Raw genomic sequence first — 18,678 nt, forward strand, 5'->3', positions numbered from 1 at the left:
CGGCCCGGCCGGCTGGCCGGGCGGATACTGCCTTTATTTCAGCGTCTTGACGTACGCCAGCACCTCCTGCGCGTGACCGGGCACTTTGACGCCGCGCCATTCGCGCGACACGTTTCCTGCGGCATCGATGACAAAGGTGCTGCGCTCGATGCCCCTGACCTGCTTGCCGTACATGTTTTTCATCTTGATGACGCCAAACAGGCCGCAGACGGTTTCTTCTTTGTCGGACAGCAGCTCGAACGGCAGCTCCAGCTTGGCCTTGAAGTTCTGGTGGGACTTCAGGCTGTCGCGGGAGACGCCGACGATTTCGGCGCCCAGCGCGGCGAATTCGGCATGGAGATCGCGGAAATCCATGCTTTCATTGGTGCAGCCGGGCGTGTTGTCTTTGGGGTAGAAGTAGATCACCAGCGGTTTGCGGCTGGAGGAGAGCTGGAAGTCGGCGCCGGCGGTGCCGGGCACGGTGAAGTCGGGGCAGGGGGTGCCTGTCATGCATAACTCCTGGTGGGGTGCAGGGGTCCGCCTTGTTTTGAGCTTAGCGGATTCCCGGTGAGGTTGTCACGTATCATTCGTCGCGAATTTCGCCGGCCGCGGGTCGGCGCAACAGCACCAGCAGCGAACCGCTGCCGCCGCCGGCCTCGGCCTCGCAGAAGGCCAGCACGTCGGGGTGGTGTTGCAGCCAGCTGCGCACCAGCTTCTTCAGCACCGGCTCGCCTTGCGGCGAGCCGAAGCCCTTGCCGTGTATCACCTTGACGCACTGGCCGCGCTTTTGCGCGCGGTGGATGAACAGCGCCAGCGCGTCCTGCGCCTGGTGGCGGGTGTAGCCGTGCAGGTCCAGCTGGGCGCAGACCGGCCAGTTGCCCTGGCGCAGCCGTTTCAGCGTGGCCGCCGGCATGCCGGCGCGGGCGTATTGCTGCAACTGCGCCATGGGCTCGAACCAGCCTATCTGGTGCTGCAGGATTTCCTGGCAGGCGGCCGCGTGCAGCGCCGGGCCCTGGCTGGGCTTGCGCGGTCTGGGACTGGGCTTCGGAGGCTGGGGATGGTGGCGGCCGTCCGGCTTCAGCGGCTTGGCGTCGCGGAACAGCTGGCGGAAGTCCGCTTCCTCGGGCGTGGCGGGCGGCGGGGCGGCCGCCCGTGGCGGGGCGGCCTGGCGCAGCGTCTGGCGAAGTCCCTTCAGTGTGTCTTTGAAGGTCTTCATGATGCTGGGCTTCGCGGCTTACTTCAGGTTGTCGAGGTGGCGCTCAGCGTCCAGAGCGGCCTGGCAGCCGGAAGCGGCGCTGGTGACGGCCTGGCGGTAGATGTGGTCCTGCACGTCGCCGGCGGCGAAGACGCCGTCTATGCTGGTCAGCGTGGCGTTGCCTTCGCGGCCGCCCTTGGTGATCAGGTAGCCGGTGGCGTCCATTTCCAGCTGGCCCTTGAAGATGTCGGTGTTGGGCTTGTGGCCGATGGCGATGAACACGCCGGTCAGCGCCAGATTCTCGCTGCCGCCGTCGTTCAGCTTGACGCGCACGCCGGTCACGCCGGTGTTGTCGCCCAGCACTTCGTCCAGCGTGGCGTTCAGCTTCAGGCTGATCTTGCCTTCGGCGACGCGGCTCATCAGCTTGTCGACCAGGATCTTCTCGGCGCGGAAGGTGTCGCGGCGGTGGATCAGCGTGACGTGCTTGGCGATATTGGCCAGGTACAGCGCTTCCTCGACCGCGGTGTTGCCGCCGCCGACGACCGCGACGTCCTGGTTGCGGTAGAAGAAGCCGTCGCAGGTGGCGCAGGCGGACACGCCCTTGCCGGAGAACGCTTCCTCGGACGGCAGGCCCAGGTATTGGGCGGAGGCGCCGGTGGCGATGATCAGCGCGTCGCAGGTGTATTCGCCGGAATCGCCGACCAGACGGATCGGCTTCTCGCGCAGATGGGTGGTGTGGATGTGGTCGAACAGGATTTCAGTGCCGAAGCGCTCGGCGTGCTGCTGGAAGCGCTGCATCAGTTCCGGACCCTGCACGCCCTCTGCGTCGGCCGGCCAATTGTCCACGTCGGTGGTGGTCATCAGCTGGCCGCCCTGGGCCATGCCGGTGATCACAACCGGTTTCAGGTTGGCGCGGGCGGCGTAGACGGCGGCGGTGTAGCCTGCCGGGCCGGAGCCGAGAATCAGCAGGGGGCTGTGACGGGTTGCGCTCATGTGTGTTTTCCTGTCGTCAAAAGGGGTGGATCGGCTGACATTCTAGCAGTTTTGTTGTGACAGCAGGCCGACGGCCCGCTAAACTGCAATCAACGGCAGCATGTCAGATCAGGAGGTTGGGGTATGGACTTAGTAAGTCAAGTGAGCGGCAACGTCAGCACCAATGCGCAGGCGCTGGTGCTGAAGAAGGCGATGCAGTCGCAGTCGCAGGCGGCGATGACGCTGCTGCAGGGGGCTGAGCAGTCTTCCCAGCAGATCCAGGCTCAGAATCCGGCCCATCTGGGGCAGAATCTGGACGTGCGCGCCTGAGCGGCGCCGGCCGGCATCCGCCGGCGATGGCCATCGAAGGCGACCCCAGGGTCGCCTTTTGTTTTGCGCGCCAGATGCGAATATTCAAATCAGACAATAATATCTTGCAATTTACAGCCTAATTATCAATTGAAAAAGCCGGGACGATAATCGATTCCAGGCAGCCGGCATGTGGCCGGCCGCCGTCAATACGAGGAGTCGACATGTTCCGTTTTTCCATTCTGATCGGCGCCGGCCTGCTGGCGCTGTCCTCCGGCGCCGTCCTGGCCGCCGACGCGCTGCCGCAGCCGGCGCGGGTGTTTTCCGAGCGCAATGCCGGCGCCGCCGCCGCTGTGAAGCTGGCCGCGCTGCGCTACGCCGCCTTTTGGAACACCGGCGATCCGCGCTATGCCGAGCTGGCGCTGGCCCCCGATTTCATCGACCGCACATTGCCGGAGGGCCGCCAGCAGGGCACGGCCGGCCCGCTGCAGGCGTCGCGGACTTTTCGCGCCGCGGTGCCGGATCTGAAGGTGGAAGTCACCGACATGGTGCTGGCCGCCGACCGCGTCGCGCTGCGGTTGCACTTCACTGGCCATTTCAGCGGCCGCTTCGGCGATGTCGACGGCCGGGGCCAGGCGGTCGACTTCCAGGCCTTCGACCTGTACCGGGTGAAGGACGGGCGCATCGCCGAGAACTGGCATCTTGAAGACAATCTGACGTTGCTGAAGCAACTGGGAGCGTTGAAGCCATGAGCGCGAACCGGGATTTTCTTCAGCAGAAGACGGTGGTGGTGCTCGGCGGCACCTCGGGCATAGGCCGCGAGGTGGTCCGGGCGGCGGCGGAGGCGGGCGCCCGGGTCTATGCGCTGGGGCGCTCGGCGGCGCCAGACGGCCCCTGGCAGCAGCTGCGCGCCGACGTCACCGATCCGCACAGTCTGCGCGAGGCCTTCGCCGGCATCGGCCGCATCGACCACCTGGTGCTGACCGCCGGCGCGCGCGTCGGCTCGCCGAGACTGGAGGACGCCACCGTCGACGATTTCCGTCGCACCTTCGAGGTCAAGTTGTTCGGCAGCCTGCTGGCTGTGCAACAGGCCTTGCCCTATCTGGCGGCCGACGCCTCCATTACCTTCACCTCCGGCTTGCTGGCGCGCAAGTACGGCGCGGGCGGTCTGCTGAAGAGCACGGTCAACGCCGCGCTGGAGGCGGCGACGAGGAATCTGGCCAAGGAGCTGGCGCCGCGCCGGGTCAACGCGATCAGCCCCGGCGTGGTCGATACCGAATTGTGGGGCGAGGCGGGCTCGGATGGCCGCACGGCGGCGCTGGCGCGCATCGCGGCCGGTCTGCCGCTGGGCCGGGTGGGGCGGCCGCAGGAGCTGGCCGAGGCCTATCTGTTCGCGATGGGCAACGCCTTCGTCACCGGCGCGGTGATCGATGTGGACGGCGGCGGTCTGCTGTAGCCGACGATGCGATGAAGAAAACGATTCCGATCAACCGCCGCCAGTTCCTGGCCGGCGCCACGGCCGGCGGAGCGAGTCTGGTCCTGGGGCAGGGAAGGGTCTGGGCGGCGACAGGAGGGCAGGAAAACATGACACAAGGCAACAATAGCGGGTTCTGGCCGGACGATGCCCGGCTGGTGATTTCCATTTCGATGCAGTTCGAGGCCGGCGCCCAGCCGGAGCGTGGCGCCAGCGGGCCGTTTCCGCCGCTGGACCCGAAATACCCGGATCTGCCGATGCAAAGCTGGTACGACTACGGCGTGAAGGAGGGCATCCCGCGGATGCTGGACCTGTGGGAGCGCACCGGCGTCAAGGTGACCTCGCACATGGTGGGCCAGGCGGTGGACCGCCATCCGCAACTGGCGCGCGAGATCGTCGAGCGCGGCCACGAGGCGGCCGGCCACGGCCAGACCTGGGAGCCGCAGTTTTCGATGACGCCGGACGAGGAGCGGGCGGCCTATCGCGCCAGCATCGCCAGCATAGAGCGCGCCACCGGCACGCGGCCGACGGGCTTCAACGCCTTCTGGCTGCGCGGCACGCCGAACACGCTGGGCATCCTGCGGGAGCTGGGCTTCGTCTACCACATCGACAACGTCAGCCGCGACGAGCCGTTCACGGTGCCGGTAGACGGCAAGCCCTTCGTCGTCGTGCCGTACACGCTGCGCAACAACGACATCGTCCGCTACGATTCGCCGGCGCTGAGCGTGGACGGCTACCTGGCCGACCTGAAGGCCGAGTTCGACCTGCTGTACCAGGAGGCCGCAGGGCGCCGGCGGATGATGTCGATCAGCACCCACGACCGCATCTCCGGCACGCCGGCGCGGGTGTGGGCGCTGGAACAGTTCATCCGCTACGCGCAGGGGCACGCCGGCGTGCGCTTCATGCGCAAGGACGAAATCGCCCGCTTCGCGCTGACGGCGCCGAACGTGCCGACCTTCTAGGTCTGCTTCCGCTTCTTGGTGTGTTTGCCGGCCGCCTTGGCGGCGGTCGGCTTGGCCTTCGCCTTGGCTCTGATCTTGGCCTTGATCGGCTTGGCGCGCGCCAGCGTCGGTTTCAGGTGCAGCGGCGGTTTGGGCCGCGTTTCCGGATGGTAGCCGCTCAGTTCGGCCACCAGCTTGTTCACGCCGTCGCTCATGTTCTGGTAGTGGGTGCCGCCGCTGCGGGTCAGGCCCACCCAGACCGCGACGTCGTTCTTCGGCGCGATCGCGACATAGCCGATGAAGCCGCCGCCGCCGGCGGTCTTCTGGATGATTTCCGGCGAGTTCGGCGTCGGCAGCATCCGTATCCAGCCCAGGCCCAGTTCGTCGGCCTTGCCGGCCACGTCCATGCCGCGCAGGCTGCGCAGATCGTCGCGCTTGAAATACATGTGGAAGGTCTGGTCGCGCAGCTGGCGGCGGGCCTCGTTTTGCGGATGGACCAGGTCCTGCAGCCAGCGCTGCATGTCGCGCGGGGTGGAGTAGATGCCGCCGCTGCCGCTGGCGGCGCTGGTATCGACGCAGGGGCTGGCGCCGTAGCCTTCCATCAGCCGCGCGCATTGTCCGGGATTGGGACTGAAGGTGGTGTCCCGCATGCCCAGCGGCACGGTGACCTTCTCGCGCAGCAAGGCGGCATACGGCCGGCCGGTCGCGGCGGCCAGCGCGTCGGCCAGGAAGTCGAAGGCCAGATTGGAGTACTGGGCGCGCAGGCCGGGCGCGAACCGGGCCTTGCTGGCGGACAGCCACTGCCAGCGCTGCTGCTGGTCCGGCCAGACGAAGACCGGCGTGTCCTCGGGTTTGACGCCGGGCATTTCACGCGGGAAGCCGCTGGTGTGGCTGGCCAGATTCAGCAGGGTGATCGGCTGTTCGGTCGACGGCAGCGCCAGGCCGCGCGGCGCGTATTTCTGCAGCGGATCGTCCAGCTTGACGCGCTTGTCCTGCGCCAGCGATGCCAGCACTTCGCCGGTCATCGTCTTGCTGATGCTGGCGATCCGCAGCACGGAGTCGGTGTCCGGCAGCTGGCGGCTGCCGGGGCGGGTCTGGCCGTAGAAGCGCTGCAGCGCCTGTTGCTTGTTCACCACCACCATCGTCATGCCGACGGCTCGGGAATTGCGGAAGATCTGGCTGGCGTAATGGTCGATTTTCTGCTCTGCGGTCTGGGGTTCCGCTGGCGCCGCCTTAGCCGCGGCAAGGCTGACGGTAGGGGCGGCGACAAGGCTCAACCCCAGCAAAAACGCTTTTTTCACTCTTGTTCTGTCCTGACGATATTGAGAGCCTGTCCACGATCGTTTCCGGCAACGGCGGTTTCCGCCGTATCGGCTGCGCGCGGAAACGATCATCAACAAGCTCTGGGAAGCAATTTGCCCGAAGTCACAGGCTGGCATGCATTTTATTCAGCCTGGAGCGGTTTCGCATCCTGTTTATGCGTCAGGAAATGTGTAGACGGCCAAAATCCGGCCTGCGCGGCTGGACCGCGCGGCATGAAAACAGATTCTGGACCAGCGCTTACGGCTCGCAGCGCATCAGTTGGACGCCGACGCCCTTGAACTTGGGCGAGGACGACATCGCTTGCGGGCCGCGCTCGACGATGTCGGCGAATTCGCGGGTGGTGTAATTGCGGTCCAGCACGTCGGCCTGGCAGGCGCAGATCGATTCCGCCATATTGCCGCTGGCGCCGTGCTGCCGGTACTTCTGGCCGCAGATGTTCTTGTAGCCGTTGATGATGGATTCCTTGATCACGCCGGTGTAGGGCTGATGGCCGGGGCCGGGCTGCGCGCCGCCGGCGCCTGGTCCGGCCGGAACATAGCCGTGCTGGGCGCCGCCGCAGGGCGCGTCCTGGTAGGAGACGCCGCCGGCGTTGGCGCATCGATAGACGGCGGCGCCGGCCAGCGTCGGGAAGGCGGCGAGAATGGCGATGAAGATCAGGGAGCGCATCGAGTAAGGTTTTCTGAATCGGTCAAAAATCGCGCAGCCTGGGCCGGCTTGCGCGCAGCCGGCCAGTATATCTTTTTTAAAACAATCGTTTGCGATGAATGCGGTGTTTTCTGCTTGCATTTCGGGTGACGCTCATCCCGCTTCTGCCATCTCGGTCAGCAGAAAATCTATCAGGCGCCGTATCCGCGCCGGCTGCAGCCGGTGGCCGGGGTAGAGCAGGTGCAGCGGGGCCGGCTCGACGAAGTAGTCGTCCAGCACCGTGAGCAGCCGGCCGGCGCGCAGGTCGGCGGCGATATCCAGCTCCGACTTGTAGGCGAAGCCGTGGCCCTGCAGCGCCCAGCGGCGCAGCACTTCGCCGTCGTTGCTTTGCCGGGCGCGCTCCAGCCGCAGGGTCTTGGCCTCGCCGTTCTCGCGGTAGCGCCAATCGATCGCCGCTCCGTGGCCGGCGAGCAGGGTCAGCGTCGGCAGGCCGGCCAGTTCGCGCGGGTGCGTCGGCGTTCCCAGCCGTCGCAGCAGCGATGGCGCGGCGCAGACGACGCGGCGGCTGGCGGCCAGCTGCCGGGCCACCAGACTGCTGTCGGCCGGCTGGCCATAGCGGATCGCCAGATCGATGTCGTCGCCTATCAGGTCGGCCAGCGTGTCGTTCAGCGACAGCGAGAAGTGCACGCCGGGATGTTCGGCGCCGAAGCGGTCCAGGCAGTCCAGCAACGCGTTGCGGCCCAGGTCCGACGGCGCCGACAGGCGGATCAGGCCGCTGAGCTCCCGCTGCTCCCGCTGCAAGCTGTGCTCGCCTTCCTCCAGCAGTTCCAGCGCCTGCCGGCAATAGCTCAGATAGGTTTCTCCGGCCTCGGTCAGCCGCAGACGGCGGGTGGTGCGCTGGAACAGCCGGGCTTCGAGCGCGGCCTCGATGCGCAGGATGCAGGCGCTGGCCGCGGCCGGAGACAGGCCGTGTTTGCGGCCGGCGGCGGAAAAGCTGCCCAGTTGGGCGGCGTCCAGGAACAGGCGCAGGTCGCCCAGGCGGTCTAAGAGCCTGCTCATGATCTTTTTGCGAGCAGCGCAGCCCAAACAGGAGGCCGGATGCAAGGCGGAAGGCGTAGGCCTTGGTCATTCCAAGGCCCAGCCTGACAACACGGCAGATGACCTCCTGTTTGGGCTGCCCTTCGGGGCCGCTTTCTGCCGGCGCATGGCTTTGTCAAACGTCTCTTGCAGTGAGCGACACTGCGGCGAGCCGTTTTCCGCGCCCTGCGCCGGCAGAAAACGGCCGATGCCGGAAAAAGATCATGAACAGGCTCTAAGGGCATCGATCATTCCTCGGTAAATGAAACAGGCCATGCCGCGTGGCATGGCCTGTCGACGGTGTCGTCGCAGTTTACAGCGCTTCGGTGTTGGCCAGCAGCCAGTCGCGCGCGGCGCCGTCCACCAGCGGCAGCAAGCGCGCGCGCACTTCGGCGTGGTAGCCGTTCAGCCAGGTGATTTCCGGCCGGGTCAGCAGCGACGGTTCGATGCAGCGGCGGTCTATCGGACACAGCGTCAGTGTCTCGAACTTCAGGAAGTCGCCGAACTGGTTCTGTTCCGATGCCACGTTCAGCACCAGGTTCTCGATGCGGACGCCCCACTGGCCTGCGCGGTACACGCCCGGCTCGATCGAGGTGATCATGCCTTCCTGCATCGCCATATGCGCCTCCGGCATCGCGCGCGAGATGCTTTGCGGGCCCTCGTGCACATTCAGGAAGTAGCCGACGCCGTGGCCGGTGCCGTGGCCGAAGTCGATGTCGTGCTGCCACAGCGGCGCGCGCGCCAGCGCGTCCAGCATCGGCGACAGCGTGCCGCGCGGGAAATGCGCCATCGACAGCGCCATCGTGCCTTTCAGCACCAGCGTGAAGTCGCGTTTCTGTTCGGCGGACGGCGTGCCGACGGCCACCACGCGGGTGATGTCGGTGGTGCCGCCGAGGTATTGGCCGCCGGAGTCGATCAGCAGCAGGCCGTCGCCGCCGATCTCGCTGTGCGCTACCGGGGTGGCGTGGTAGTGCGGCAGCGCGCCGTTGGCGTTGAAGCCGGCGATGGTGCCGAAGCTGGGCGAGACGAAGCCGGGGCGGCGCGCGCGAGCGGCGGTGATCTCTTCGTCTATCGTCAGCTCGGTGATGCGGGCGCGATTGACCTTGGACTCGAACCAGGCGAAGAACTCGGCCAGCGCGGCGCCATCCTGTTCCATCGCGCGGCGAACGTGTTCGGCTTCGGCCGCGCTTTTGCGCGATTTCATCAGCGTGCTGGGGTTGATCGCCTCGATCACCGTCACCGCGTCGGCCACCGCCCGGCGCAGGCCCAGCGTCACGCGGCGCGGATCGATCAGCAGTGTGCCGGACAGCGCCGCGAGCGTGGGCTTGGTCTGGGCGTAATCGGCCTGCCGGACGCCGTCGGCGGCCAGCTGGGCGGCGAGGGCGGCGTCGATCTTGCCCGGCGCGACGAACAATGTGGCGCTGTCGGCCTCGATCAGCGCGTGGGCGATGAACACTGGGTTGTAATTGACGTCTGCGCCGCGCAGATTGAACAGCCAGGCGATGTCGTCCAGCGTGGACACGAAGTGGCGCTCGGCGCCGGCGGCGCGCATCGCTTCGCGCACGCGGGCCAGCTTGGCGGCCCGGCTTTCCGGCGCATGGGCGGCGTCATGCTGGTAGACGGCGGCGGCGGGCAGCGCCGGACGGTCGGCGTAGATCGCGTCTATCAGGTCGAGATCGGCGCGCAGGGCGATGCCGCGCGGTTCCAGCGCGGCCTGCAGCGCCTTGGCCGCGGCCAGGCCCAGCGAGTCGCCGTCCACCGCCAGCGTCTGGCCGGATTTCAGCGTGTCGGCCAGCCATTGCAGGTGCAGGCTGCTGGCGGCGGTGTCGATCTTCATCAGCTGGATGCCGGTGCCGGCCAGTTCCTGCTCGGCCTGAACCCAGTAGCGGCTGTCGGCCCATACGCCGGCGAAGTCGGCGCTGACGATCAGCGTGCCCATCGAGCCAGTGAAACCGGACAGCCAGCGGCGCGCCTGCCAGCGCTTGGGCAGGTATTCGGAAAGATGCGGATCGGACGAGGGCACCAGACAGGCGTCGACGCCGGCGTTCTTCATCGCGGCGCGCAGCGAGGCGATGCGTTGCGGAATGGTGTCCAATTGCGGGGTTGCTACAGTGTTCATGCCGGCTCCGGGAAGGTGGTTGCATGCATTCTGTAAGCAATGGTCACGCCGCGCAAGTGGATGAGCGCAGCTCATGGCTGGCATGCTGGTCCGCCGGCGCGGCGCTTCCGGAAGGGGCGGCGCTCAGCGGTGCTTGACGCGGCGATGGCCGGGGCGGCCTGCGAGGTTGCACAGCTGGATGAATGTGGACAGAAAATGCTTCATCATCGTCTCCTTGGTCGTTTTGTCGCTTGCCATGATCTTGCCGGAGCGGAATTTCACTGGAAATGAAATGATAATGGCATTTGTTGATTTGGCAAGACATTTGAGGCAAGACAAGATGTTGTGCGCATTTTTGTTGCGTTTCCGGTATCCCTAGCGATTCTTACTATACTGAGACCGGTGTCGGTCATGCCGACGCTCGACTAAATCAGGAGCGAATCATGAGCAAATCCAGACACAGCAGCAAAGAAGCCAAGAAACAACCGTTGATGACGCCGAAGGAGAAACGGGCCGCCAAGCATCAGAAGAAGCATGCGCCGGAAGCCCCCGTCATCGTTCCTCACTAGGCGTTCTGTCGATCGACGCCATGCCGCGGACCGCGCGGCCAAAAAGACCGGCCGTCGGGCCGGTGACACGAATAAACCTCCTGCCTTCCGCGACAGGAGGTTTTTTCATGCCCGGGAGGTTTCGCCGGACAGGCGCTTCGCCAGGGCCGCGTAATCGTAGCTGGTGATCTCGTAGCCGTTGCCGTCGGGATCGACGAAATACATCGACCAAGAAAGGTCATGGTCCACCACCTCCGGCAGTTCGCCCAGTTCTTGCCGCAGATGGGCGCGCCACTGCAGGAAGCCGTCCGCGTCGACGCCCAGGGCGATCACGGCGCCGGGAACGACGTCGGCGCGCTCGAACAGCGCCAGCTTCAGCGTGCCGGCGGCGTTGGCGACGGTCAGCGGGCCGCGTCCCGGGCTCCAGACCTCCAGCTCCGGCACGCGGGACAGGCCCAGCACGCGTCGGTACCAGGTTTCGGCGGCGGCGCGGTCGCGCGCGTAGACGTGGATGTGGTCTATGCGATGGATGTCGGGTGTCATGTGTGTTGCTCCTCTAGGCGCGCGACGGCGCGCATGCGTTCGGCCAGCCTGGCGACGCGTTGTCCCAGGTAGCGGGCGGTGGCCAGATCGGACGGATGCAGTTTGCCATCGGGACTGTGGGCGGTGGCGCCCAACTGGCAACCCAGACGGTTGAGCCCTGCCGGACTGTAGCCGGCGGCAATGTCCAGCCCGCACCACAGCATGCCGTGTTGCGCGGCCAGCGTGGCGAAATAGGCCAGCGTGCATTGCTGGTCGCCGTTCAGGTTCCCGCCGATGGTGAAGCCGGCGGCGATCTTGTCGGCCCAGGCCTGGCGGCACCAGCCGGCGCTGCTGGCGTCGGCGAAGGCCTTGAACTGCGCGGCCGGGCCGCCCATGAAGGTGGGGCTGCCGAAGATGATGGCGCTGGCGTCCTGCAGCTCGTCGGTGAAGGCCTGGATCGGGTAGCGGCCATGCCGGATGTGTTGCGGCAGGATGCGCAGCAGGCGGGCGCGGCCGTATTCGGACGCGCCGTCCCGTATCGCTTCGGCCAGGGAATGGGTGCTCTCGCCGCTGGAGTAATAGACGATCTGGATATGGCTCATGTCGTTCGCGTGGTGGAGGGTGGCCATGCTAGTATCAAAGTTAAAGTTAACTTCAAGTCAATGCGAATATGGAAGACAGCGCCATCACGATAGGCCGGCTGGCCAAGCGCACCGGCGTGGCGGCCAGCGCCTTGCGTTTTTACGAGGCGAGGGGGCTGATCCACAGCGTCGGCGAGGCCGGCAAGACCCGGCGCTACCGCCGCGACGCGATACGCCGCGTGTCCTTCATCCGCGTGGCCCAGGCGATGGGCATGAGTCTGCAGGACATTGGCGCGGCGCTGGCCGATTTGCCGTCGCAGCGCACGCCGACGGCCGGCGACTGGGCCGGGATTTCGCAGGCCTGGCGTCCGCTGCTGCAGGCGCGTATCGACGAGCTGTGCCGGCTGAGGGATCAGTTGGACAGCTGCATAGGTTGCGGCTGCCTGTCGTTGGAGCATTGCAAGCTGTACAACCCGGACGACGAGGCGGGGGAGAAGGGCAGCGGGCCGCGCTATCTGCTGGGGGAGAGGCGGAAACCGTGAAGGTCCGGGCGGGGCGCCCGTCCTGCAGGCCCAGGCAAAACAAAACCGCCGGCATGCCGGCGGTTTTCGCATCTGGCGGGCGGGCGGCGCTTACGGGCGCTCTACCGCCAGCGCCACGCCCATGCCGCCGCCTATGCACAGCGTGGCCAGGCCCTTTTTGCTGCCGCGGCGCTGCATTTCGTGCAGCAGCGTCACCAGCACGCGGCAGCCGGACGCGCCAATCGGGTGGCCCAGCGCGATCGCGCCGCCGTTGACGTTGACCTTGTCCGATCCCCAGCCCAGCTCCTTGGCCACGCCCAGCGCCTGGGCGGCGAAAGCCTCGTTGGCCTCGACCAGCTCCAGATCCTCCACCTTCCAGCCGGCCTTGGAGAGCGCCTTGCGGGTGGCGGACACCGGGCCTATGCCCATGATTTCCGGCTCGCAACCGGTCAGCGCGTAGCCCTTGATGATGGCCAGCGGCTTCAGGCCGAGCTGGTCGGCCTTCTGGGTGGACATCAGCAGCACGGCGGCGGCGCCGTCGTTGATGCCGGAGGCGTTGCCGGCGGTGACGGTGCCGTCCTTCTTGAAGGCGGCGCGCAGCTTGGCCAGGCCGTCGGCGCTGGCGTCGTGCTTGATGAATTCGTCCTGGTCGAAGGCCAGCGGATCGCCTTTTCGCTGCGGCACCAGCACCGGCACGATCTCGTCGCTGAACTTGCCGGCCTTCTGGGCGGCGGCGGCGCGCTGCTGGGACTGCAGCGAGAAGGCGTCCTGCTCCTCGCGGCCGATGCCGTACTTGGCGGCCACGTTCTCGGCGGTGATGCCCATGTGGTAGGCGTTGTAGGCGTCGGTCAGGCCGTCGTTGACCATGGTGTCTATCAGCTGGGCATTGCCCATGCGGAAGCCGTCGCGCGAGCCCGGCAGGATGTGCGGGGACAGCGACATGTTTTCCTGGCCGCCGGCGATGACGATGTCGGCGTCGCCGGCCAGGATGGCCTGGGCCGCCAGATGCACGGCGCGCAGGCCGGAGCCGCACACCACGTTCAGCGTGGTGGCCGGCGTGGTGACCGGCAGGCCGGCCTTGATCAGCGCCTGGCGCGCCGGGTTCTGGCCGCTGCCGGCGGTCAGCACCTGGCCCAGGATGACTTCACTGACGTCTTCCGGCTTGACGCCGGTCTTCTCCAGCAGCGCCTTGATCACGACGGCGCCCAGTTCCGGCACCGATATCTTGGCCAGTCCGCCGCCGAAGCTGCCGATGGCGGTGCGCTGCGCGGCTACGATTGCTACTTCCATGTTTTTCTCCTTTAGCTTGCGGCCCGCGCGGGGCGGGCCATGCCGCCCTCAAGGGCGTTTGAATCCGATTATTGAAGGCTGGCGGCGACCGACGGCATCGCCTTGGCCAGCACATAGCTGCCCGGCGCCGCCAGCAACGGCGGCAATTCCTTGCTGCCCAGCGTTTTCGGCGCGGCCACCTGCTTGCCGGATTGCGGCGCCAGCCAGGCGTCCCAGTCCTTCCACCAGCTGCCGGGGCGGCTTTCGGCGCCTTCCAGCCACTCGTCGGCGCTCAGCGGCAGCTTGTCGTTGACCCAATAGTTGCGCTTGTCCTTGGTGACCGGATTGATCGAGCCGGCGATGTGGCCGGACGCGCCCAGCACGAAGCGGCGGTTGGGCGCGCCGCTCAGGTATTTCAGGCCGGAATAGGCGGAGTCCCACAGCACGATGTGGTCGTCGCGGGCGGCGAACATGTACAGCGGGATGTCTATCCGGGAAATGTCGATGGGCACGCCGCACAGCGTGATCACGCCCGGCTTGACCAGCGAGTTGTTCAGATAGAACTGGCGCAGCATGAAGGTGTGCATCGGCAGCGGCAGGTCGACGGCGTCGTTGTTCCAGAACAGGAGGTCGAACGGCGTCGGGGTCTTGCCCAGCAGGTAGTTGTTGACCACGTAGTTCCACACTAGGTCGTTGGCGCGCAGGCTGGCGAAGGTGCGGCCTATCTCCTTGCCGCTGATGATGCCGCCGGCGGCCATCTTGGCCTCGCGGCTGGCCACCAGCGCCTCGTCGATGAAGAAGGAGATCTCGCCGGGTTCGGAATGGTCGATCAGCGAAGTCATGAAGGTGGCGGAGTCGAAGTATTTCAGGCCCCTGGCCTGGGCCACGCACAGGGCGGTGCTGAGGATGACGCCACCGACGCAGAAGCCCAGTACGTTCATCGTCGGCTGCTTGCTGACCTTCTTTATCGCCTCGGCGGCGGCGAACACGCCGTCCTCGATATAGTTTTCCCAGGTGAAGTGCTTCATCTCGGCCACCGCCGAGCGCCAGCTGATCAAGAAGACGCGGTAACCCTGGGCGACGAAGTGGCGCACCATGGAATTGTCCTGCTGCAGGTCCATCAGGTAGTACTTGTTGATGCAGGGCGGCACCAGCAGCAGCGGTTTCTCGTACACCTTGCCGGTGGTCGGCGTGTACTGGATCAGCTCGATCAGCTCATTGCGGAACACCACCTGGCCCGGCGTCACCACCAGGTTCTCGCCGATCTCGAACTTGCTCTCGTCGGACATCGAGATATGGCCCTTCTGGATGTCCTCCATCATGTTCTTCATGCCTTCGACCAGGCTTTCGCCCTGGGTCTCTATCGCGCGTTTGACCACGTCCGGATTGGTCAGCATGAAGTTGCTCGGCGACATCGCGTCAAGGTACTGGCGGGTGGCGAAGGCCAGCTTGTCCTTGGCGTTTTCGTCGATCTGGGTCTGGTCCACCAGCTCGGTCATCCACTTGGAGGTCAGCAGATAGCTTTGGCGCAGAAAGTTGTAGAACGGATGCTCGCTCCACTCGGGCGAGGCGAAGCGGCGATCGGCCGGCGCCGCGCGCGGGGCGGCTTCGGCGGCCGGGGTCTCGCCGGCGGTCTGGCCGATGAATTGCGACCACAGATTCAGTTGCTGCTGGTACAGGCTGGATTGCAGGCTGAGCAGCTGGTTGGTGTGATTCATCAACTGCGACCATGCGCCGGACAGCGGATTGGCGTTGCCGTCGGGGCAGCCGCCCAGCGACAGCGAATTGACGAGCTGCTGCATCCATTGCTGATTGGCGGTGGAAAGTCCGGTGAAAAAATCTTCCAGCGAAGCGGTACTATTCTGGGACAAGATGAATCTCCTGATACGTGCCTGAAGCGTTATCGAAGCCTGTCTGAATCTGTATTGAATGCATGGTCAAGCGAATGTACCTGCAAACTGTAACATGGCTTGCATGACATTTTCACGCCATCCTGCCATTGGAAACCGTTGATGGCGCTCAAATACCGGCATTTGTTGCTGCAATGCGCAAAAATGCGCCGGACAGGGCGGAACCGCGGTATGGATTTCGCATCGCTTGTGGGATAATTGACCGATACGCTTATGAGGAATTGCAATGGCAAGTGTAAAACTGGGATTACATACTGTCCGAATCGGGAATATATTCTGCATCGGTCGCAATTACGCCGCGCACGCTGCGGAATTGGGCAATCCGGTAGAGGACGAGCCGCTGGTGTTTCTCAAGCCGACTTCGGCGCTGCTGGACGAATCGGAGCCGATCCGGCTGCCGGACTATTCCAGCGATGTCCATCATGAATGCGAGCTGGTGGTGTTGATAGGCAAGGGCGGCGACGATATCGCGCCGGAACAGGCGCTGGGCCACGTCGCCGGCTACGGCATCGGCCTGGATCTGACCGCCCGCGACGTGCAGGGCGAGGCCAAGCGCAAGGGCCAGCCGTGGACCAAGGCCAAGGGCTTTCGCGGCGCGGCCTGCGTGTCGGCGCTGGTGCCGGCGGCGCGGGTGGCCGATCCGCAGCAGCTGCGTTTCGACCTCAGAGTGAACGGCCAGCTGCGGCAAAACGGCGACGCCGGCCTGATGCTGTTCACGGTGGCGCGGCAGATCAGCCATTTGTCGCGGCTGTACGGCCTGTCCGACGGCGACCTGATCTTCACCGGCACGCCGGAGGGCGTGGCGCGCATCGTGTCCGGCGACGAGCTAGAACTCAGCCTGCATGGCCAGGTGTCGGCGCACTGGAAGGTGGCGTGATGGCAAGGCAGGAAGAGCGGGACGACGACAAGGTGCGTCTGGACAAATGGTTGTGGGCGGCGCGTTTCTTCAAGACGCGCCAGCTGGCGCACGAGGCGCTGGAGCTGGGCCGGGTGCTGGTGGGCGGCGAGCGGGTCAAGGCCTCGCGCGTGGTCAAGGAAGGCGACAAGCTGTTCCTGCGGCTGAATCAGCTGGAGTACAACGTCGAGGTGCTGCAGCTTTCCACCCAGCGCCGGCCGGCCAAGGAGGCGGTGCTGATGTACCGCGAAGACGAGGCTTCCATCGTCGCCCGCGAGGAGAAGTCGCTGCTGTTGAAGGCCGAGCATGCCAGCTTTCCCCATGGCGACGGCCGTCCCACCAAGAAGGCCCGGCGCGAGATATCCCGTTTCAAGTCGTCGTTTTAGCCGTGTCCGCGGTGCCGGACTTCGCCCGGCATCGAACCTCCAGAAAGATGACAATGCAGTCGCTGTTGCCGTTCGCCTCGTTCTACTTCACCTATTTCACTTTCCAGGGCATGTTCAGCCCGTTCTGGGGCCTGTATCTGCAGTCGCTGTCGTTCAGCGCCTGGCAGATCTCGGTGCTGATGGCGTTGTCCACGCTGGCCCGCATCATCGCCCCGGGCTTCTGGGGCTGGCTGGCCGACAGGAGCGGCCGCCGGCGCAACATCATCGTCAGCACCTCCATTCTGTCCGCCGCCAGTTTCTGCCTGGTGGGGCTGGACAACGGTTTCTGGTGGATATTCCTCAGTCTGGCGGTCTCGCATTTCTTCTGGGCGGCGGCCTTGCCGCTGGTCGAGGCCAGCACCGCCTATCTGACGCGCGACAATCCGGGGCGCTACAGCCGGGTGCGGGTGTGGGGGTCGATAGGCTTCGTCTGCCTGGCGATGAGCGGCGGTTATATGCTGGACTGGCTGGGCATCGCGGCGACGCCGTGGATCGTCTCGGCCTTGCTGATCGGTGTGGCGCTGTCGGCGTTCAAGGTGCCGGAAGTGGTGCCGACCGGCAAGCCCAGGCCGGCCGGGCCGATCTGGGAAACCTTGCGCAAGCCGGCGGTGATCGCGCTGTTCGCCTGCTGTTTCCTGCAGGCCCTCGCCCATGGCCCGTACTACACCTTCTATTCGCTGGGCCTGAAGGCTTTCGGCTACGACAAGGCGGCCGTCGGCGTGTTGTGGGCGCTGGGCGTGGTGTTCGAGGTGGGCGTCTTCATGTTGATGCCCCGCATCATGCGCCGCTTCGGGCTGGAGGCGCTGATGCTGGCGTCCTTGCTGGCGGCGGTGCTGCGCTTCGGCCTGATCGCCACCTGCCTCGCGTCGCCGCTGGTCGCCGGCTTCGCCCAGGCGCTGCATGCGCTGACCTACGCGCTGCACCACGCGTCGGCGATAGGCCTGATCAACCGAATGTTCGCCGAACAGCACCACGGCCGCGCGCAGGGCCTGTACATCGTCGCGTCCTTCGGCGTCGGAGGCAGCGGCGGCGGCCTGATAGGCGGGCTGGTGTGGCCGCACGGCGGCGTGCTGCCGACCTTCGCGATGTCGGCCGTCGCGGCGCTGATCGGCGCGCTGGTGTGCTTGCGCTGGCTGCGGCCCGCCGGCAAGCTCAGAGCAGCATCACCAGTTTGAATTCCGGCGCGTTGGCCGGCCTGAGCGTGATCTGCTGCTTCTGAAGCGGGCCGAGGCGGGGGTGGCGGAAGCCGCGCTCGCCGCCTTCGCGCTCCAGCACGTCCTGCTGCCGCCACAGGCGGTCGAACTCCGGGCTTAGCCGGCGCAGGCGCTCCAACATCGGCGCGGTGGCGGCGTCGTCCAGTTGCTGGCCCAGGTCGGCGCGCAATTCGGCGACGATGCGGCGCGCGCGCTCGGGCCAGTTGTCTATGAAGGTCCGCGCCTCCGGCATCAGGAACACGAAATCCAGCTGGTTGCGGCTGGCGTCGGGCTTGCCCAGCCAGTCGCAGAACAGTTCCGCCGCCGCCAGGTTCCAGGCGACCGCCTGCCAGTGGCGGTCCAGCACATAGGCCGGCATGTCCATGCGCGGCAACATCCTCTCCAGTATCTCGCGCGCCTGCGGATTCGCGTCGGCGCGCTTCTCCTGCGGGTTTTTCAGGCCGGCCAGGTCGAACAGGTAGTCGGTTTCCGCGCCGGACAATTGCAGGGCCGCGGCCAGCCGGGTCAGCGTGTGCGCCGACACCGATTCGCTGCGGCCCTGTTCCAGCCAGGTCAGCCAGGTGGGGCTGATGCCGGCCAGTTGCGCCACTTCCTCGCGGCGCAGGCCCTTGGCGCGGCGGCGCAGGCCGCTAGGCAGGCCGGCCTGCTGCGGCGTCAGCCGTTCGCGGTGGGCGCGCAGAAAGGCGCCCAGCGGGGTCGATGTGCTGTCCATGGTCTGATCCTGTTGGTTTTTATACCAGTATAACGTCTTATCTTGTAACAGGATCGAAGCTGGTCGAA

At 66.1% G+C, this 18,678-nt stretch carries 21 protein-coding genes; 9 read left to right on the forward strand and 12 right to left on the reverse strand.

Features of this window, described 5'->3' with window-relative positions; translation table 11 throughout:
• Nucleotides 1–33 precede the first annotated feature (33 nt).
• The 3 genes from CXB49_RS07730 to trxB form a co-directional block, all read right to left on the reverse strand.
• Entirely contained in the window at nucleotides 34–489 is a 456-nt protein-coding gene (locus CXB49_RS07730) for a peroxiredoxin (protein ID WP_101707851.1), read from the reverse strand.
• Nucleotides 490–562: 73 nt separating this feature from the next.
• Complete coding sequence (locus CXB49_RS07735) at nucleotides 563–1,195, reverse strand: Smr/MutS family protein (RefSeq protein WP_101707852.1); 633 nt, start codon at nucleotides 1,193–1,195, stop codon at nucleotides 563–565.
• Nucleotides 1,196–1,213: 18 nt separating this feature from the next.
• Nucleotides 1,214–2,167: a thioredoxin-disulfide reductase gene (gene trxB / locus CXB49_RS07740; protein WP_101707853.1), complete on the reverse strand. Its 954-nt coding sequence runs from the start codon at nucleotides 2,165–2,167 to the stop codon at nucleotides 1,214–1,216.
• A 123-nt stretch (nucleotides 2,168–2,290) separates the two neighbouring features.
• Between trxB and CXB49_RS07745 the strand changes: the two genes are divergently transcribed.
• The 4 genes from CXB49_RS07745 (at nucleotide 2,291) to CXB49_RS07760 (ending at nucleotide 4,891) form a co-directional block, all read left to right on the forward strand.
• Entirely contained in the window at nucleotides 2,291–2,476 is a 186-nt protein-coding gene (locus CXB49_RS07745) for a putative motility protein (protein ID WP_101707854.1), read from the forward strand.
• A 203-nt stretch (nucleotides 2,477–2,679) separates the two neighbouring features.
• A complete protein-coding gene (locus CXB49_RS07750; protein WP_101707855.1) occupies nucleotides 2,680–3,207 on the forward strand; it encodes an ester cyclase in 528 nt (175 codons plus the stop codon).
• A complete protein-coding gene (locus CXB49_RS07755; RefSeq protein WP_101707856.1) occupies nucleotides 3,204–3,911 on the forward strand; it encodes an SDR family NAD(P)-dependent oxidoreductase in 708 nt (235 codons plus the stop codon). The genes CXB49_RS07750 and CXB49_RS07755 overlap by 4 nt, the downstream gene beginning before the upstream one ends.
• A gap of 11 nt (nucleotides 3,912–3,922) precedes the next feature.
• Nucleotides 3,923–4,891 carry a polysaccharide deacetylase family protein gene (locus CXB49_RS07760; protein WP_101707857.1) on the forward strand — a complete coding sequence of 323 codons (969 nt, stop codon included), beginning with the start codon at nucleotides 3,923–3,925 and terminating at the stop codon, nucleotides 4,889–4,891.
• Here the strand turns inward: CXB49_RS07760 and ampH are convergent.
• From ampH to CXB49_RS07780, 4 genes are all read right to left on the reverse strand, one after another.
• Nucleotides 4,888–6,171 (reverse strand): D-alanyl-D-alanine-carboxypeptidase/endopeptidase AmpH, encoded by a 1,284-nt coding sequence (gene ampH, locus CXB49_RS07765; RefSeq protein WP_101707858.1) that lies wholly within the window; start codon nucleotides 6,169–6,171, stop codon nucleotides 4,888–4,890. The two genes, CXB49_RS07760 and ampH, sit on opposite strands and share 4 nt — an antisense overlap.
• Before the next feature lie 259 nt (nucleotides 6,172–6,430).
• Entirely contained in the window at nucleotides 6,431–6,859 is a 429-nt protein-coding gene (locus CXB49_RS07770) for a DUF4124 domain-containing protein (RefSeq protein WP_101707859.1), read from the reverse strand.
• A gap of 132 nt (nucleotides 6,860–6,991) precedes the next feature.
• Complete coding sequence (locus CXB49_RS07775; RefSeq protein WP_101707860.1) at nucleotides 6,992–7,897, reverse strand: LysR family transcriptional regulator; 906 nt, start codon at nucleotides 7,895–7,897, stop codon at nucleotides 6,992–6,994.
• A 331-nt stretch (nucleotides 7,898–8,228) separates the two neighbouring features.
• Nucleotides 8,229–10,010 carry an aminopeptidase P family protein gene (locus CXB49_RS07780; RefSeq protein ID WP_199406862.1) on the reverse strand — a complete coding sequence of 594 codons (1,782 nt, stop codon included), beginning with the start codon at nucleotides 10,008–10,010 and terminating at the stop codon, nucleotides 8,229–8,231.
• 446 nt (nucleotides 10,011–10,456) lie between these two features.
• Here CXB49_RS07780 and CXB49_RS24255 point away from each other — a divergent pair, with 446 nt between their 5' ends.
• Nucleotides 10,457–10,582 (forward strand): hypothetical protein, encoded by a 126-nt coding sequence (locus CXB49_RS24255; protein WP_255409598.1) that lies wholly within the window; start codon nucleotides 10,457–10,459, stop codon nucleotides 10,580–10,582.
• A gap of 105 nt (nucleotides 10,583–10,687) precedes the next feature.
• Here CXB49_RS24255 and CXB49_RS07785 read toward each other — a convergent pair whose 3' ends face one another.
• Together CXB49_RS07785 and CXB49_RS07790 are read right to left on the reverse strand one after the other, a co-directional pair.
• Complete coding sequence (locus tag CXB49_RS07785) at nucleotides 10,688–11,104, reverse strand: VOC family protein (protein WP_101707862.1); 417 nt, start codon at nucleotides 11,102–11,104, stop codon at nucleotides 10,688–10,690.
• Entirely contained in the window at nucleotides 11,101–11,712 is a 612-nt protein-coding gene (locus CXB49_RS07790) for a flavodoxin family protein (RefSeq protein ID WP_233492981.1), read from the reverse strand. Before CXB49_RS07790 ends, CXB49_RS07785 begins: the two co-directional genes overlap by 4 nt.
• Before the next feature lie 41 nt (nucleotides 11,713–11,753).
• On the opposite strand from CXB49_RS07790, the gene soxR reads away from it, so the two are divergent.
• Entirely contained in the window at nucleotides 11,754–12,206 is a 453-nt protein-coding gene (gene soxR, locus CXB49_RS07795; RefSeq protein ID WP_101707863.1) for a redox-sensitive transcriptional activator SoxR, read from the forward strand.
• Nucleotides 12,207–12,296: 90 nt separating this feature from the next.
• On the opposite strand, the gene CXB49_RS07800 is transcribed toward soxR, so the two are convergent.
• Nucleotides 12,297–13,475, reverse strand: a complete 1,179-nt coding sequence (locus tag CXB49_RS07800) for an acetyl-CoA C-acetyltransferase (protein ID WP_101707864.1) — start codon at nucleotides 13,473–13,475, stop codon at nucleotides 12,297–12,299.
• 68 nt (nucleotides 13,476–13,543) lie between these two features.
• A complete protein-coding gene (locus CXB49_RS07805) occupies nucleotides 13,544–15,256 on the reverse strand; it encodes a class I poly(R)-hydroxyalkanoic acid synthase (protein WP_199406863.1) in 1,713 nt (570 codons plus the stop codon).
• Nucleotides 15,257–15,590: 334 nt separating this feature from the next.
• On the opposite strand from CXB49_RS07805, the gene CXB49_RS07810 reads away from it, so the two are divergent.
• The 3 genes from CXB49_RS07810 to CXB49_RS07820 are packed head-to-tail and all read left to right on the forward strand — an operon-like array spanning nucleotide 15,591 to nucleotide 17,859.
• A complete protein-coding gene (locus CXB49_RS07810; RefSeq protein WP_101707866.1) occupies nucleotides 15,591–16,241 on the forward strand; it encodes a fumarylacetoacetate hydrolase family protein in 651 nt (216 codons plus the stop codon).
• Nucleotides 16,241–16,645 (forward strand): RNA-binding S4 domain-containing protein, encoded by a 405-nt coding sequence (locus CXB49_RS07815; protein WP_101707867.1) that lies wholly within the window; start codon nucleotides 16,241–16,243, stop codon nucleotides 16,643–16,645. Before CXB49_RS07810 ends, CXB49_RS07815 begins: the two co-directional genes overlap by 1 nt.
• A gap of 53 nt (nucleotides 16,646–16,698) precedes the next feature.
• A complete protein-coding gene (locus tag CXB49_RS07820; RefSeq protein WP_101707868.1) occupies nucleotides 16,699–17,859 on the forward strand; it encodes an MFS transporter in 1,161 nt (386 codons plus the stop codon).
• Here the strand turns inward: CXB49_RS07820 and CXB49_RS07825 are convergent.
• A complete protein-coding gene (locus CXB49_RS07825; RefSeq protein WP_101707869.1) occupies nucleotides 17,837–18,610 on the reverse strand; it encodes a helix-turn-helix transcriptional regulator in 774 nt (257 codons plus the stop codon). The two genes, CXB49_RS07820 and CXB49_RS07825, sit on opposite strands and share 23 nt — an antisense overlap.
• Between the last annotated feature and the right edge of the window lie 68 nt (nucleotides 18,611–18,678).

Source organism: Chromobacterium sp. ATCC 53434, assembly GCF_002848345.1.
Taxonomy (GTDB): Bacteria; Pseudomonadota; Gammaproteobacteria; order Burkholderiales; family Chromobacteriaceae; genus Chromobacterium.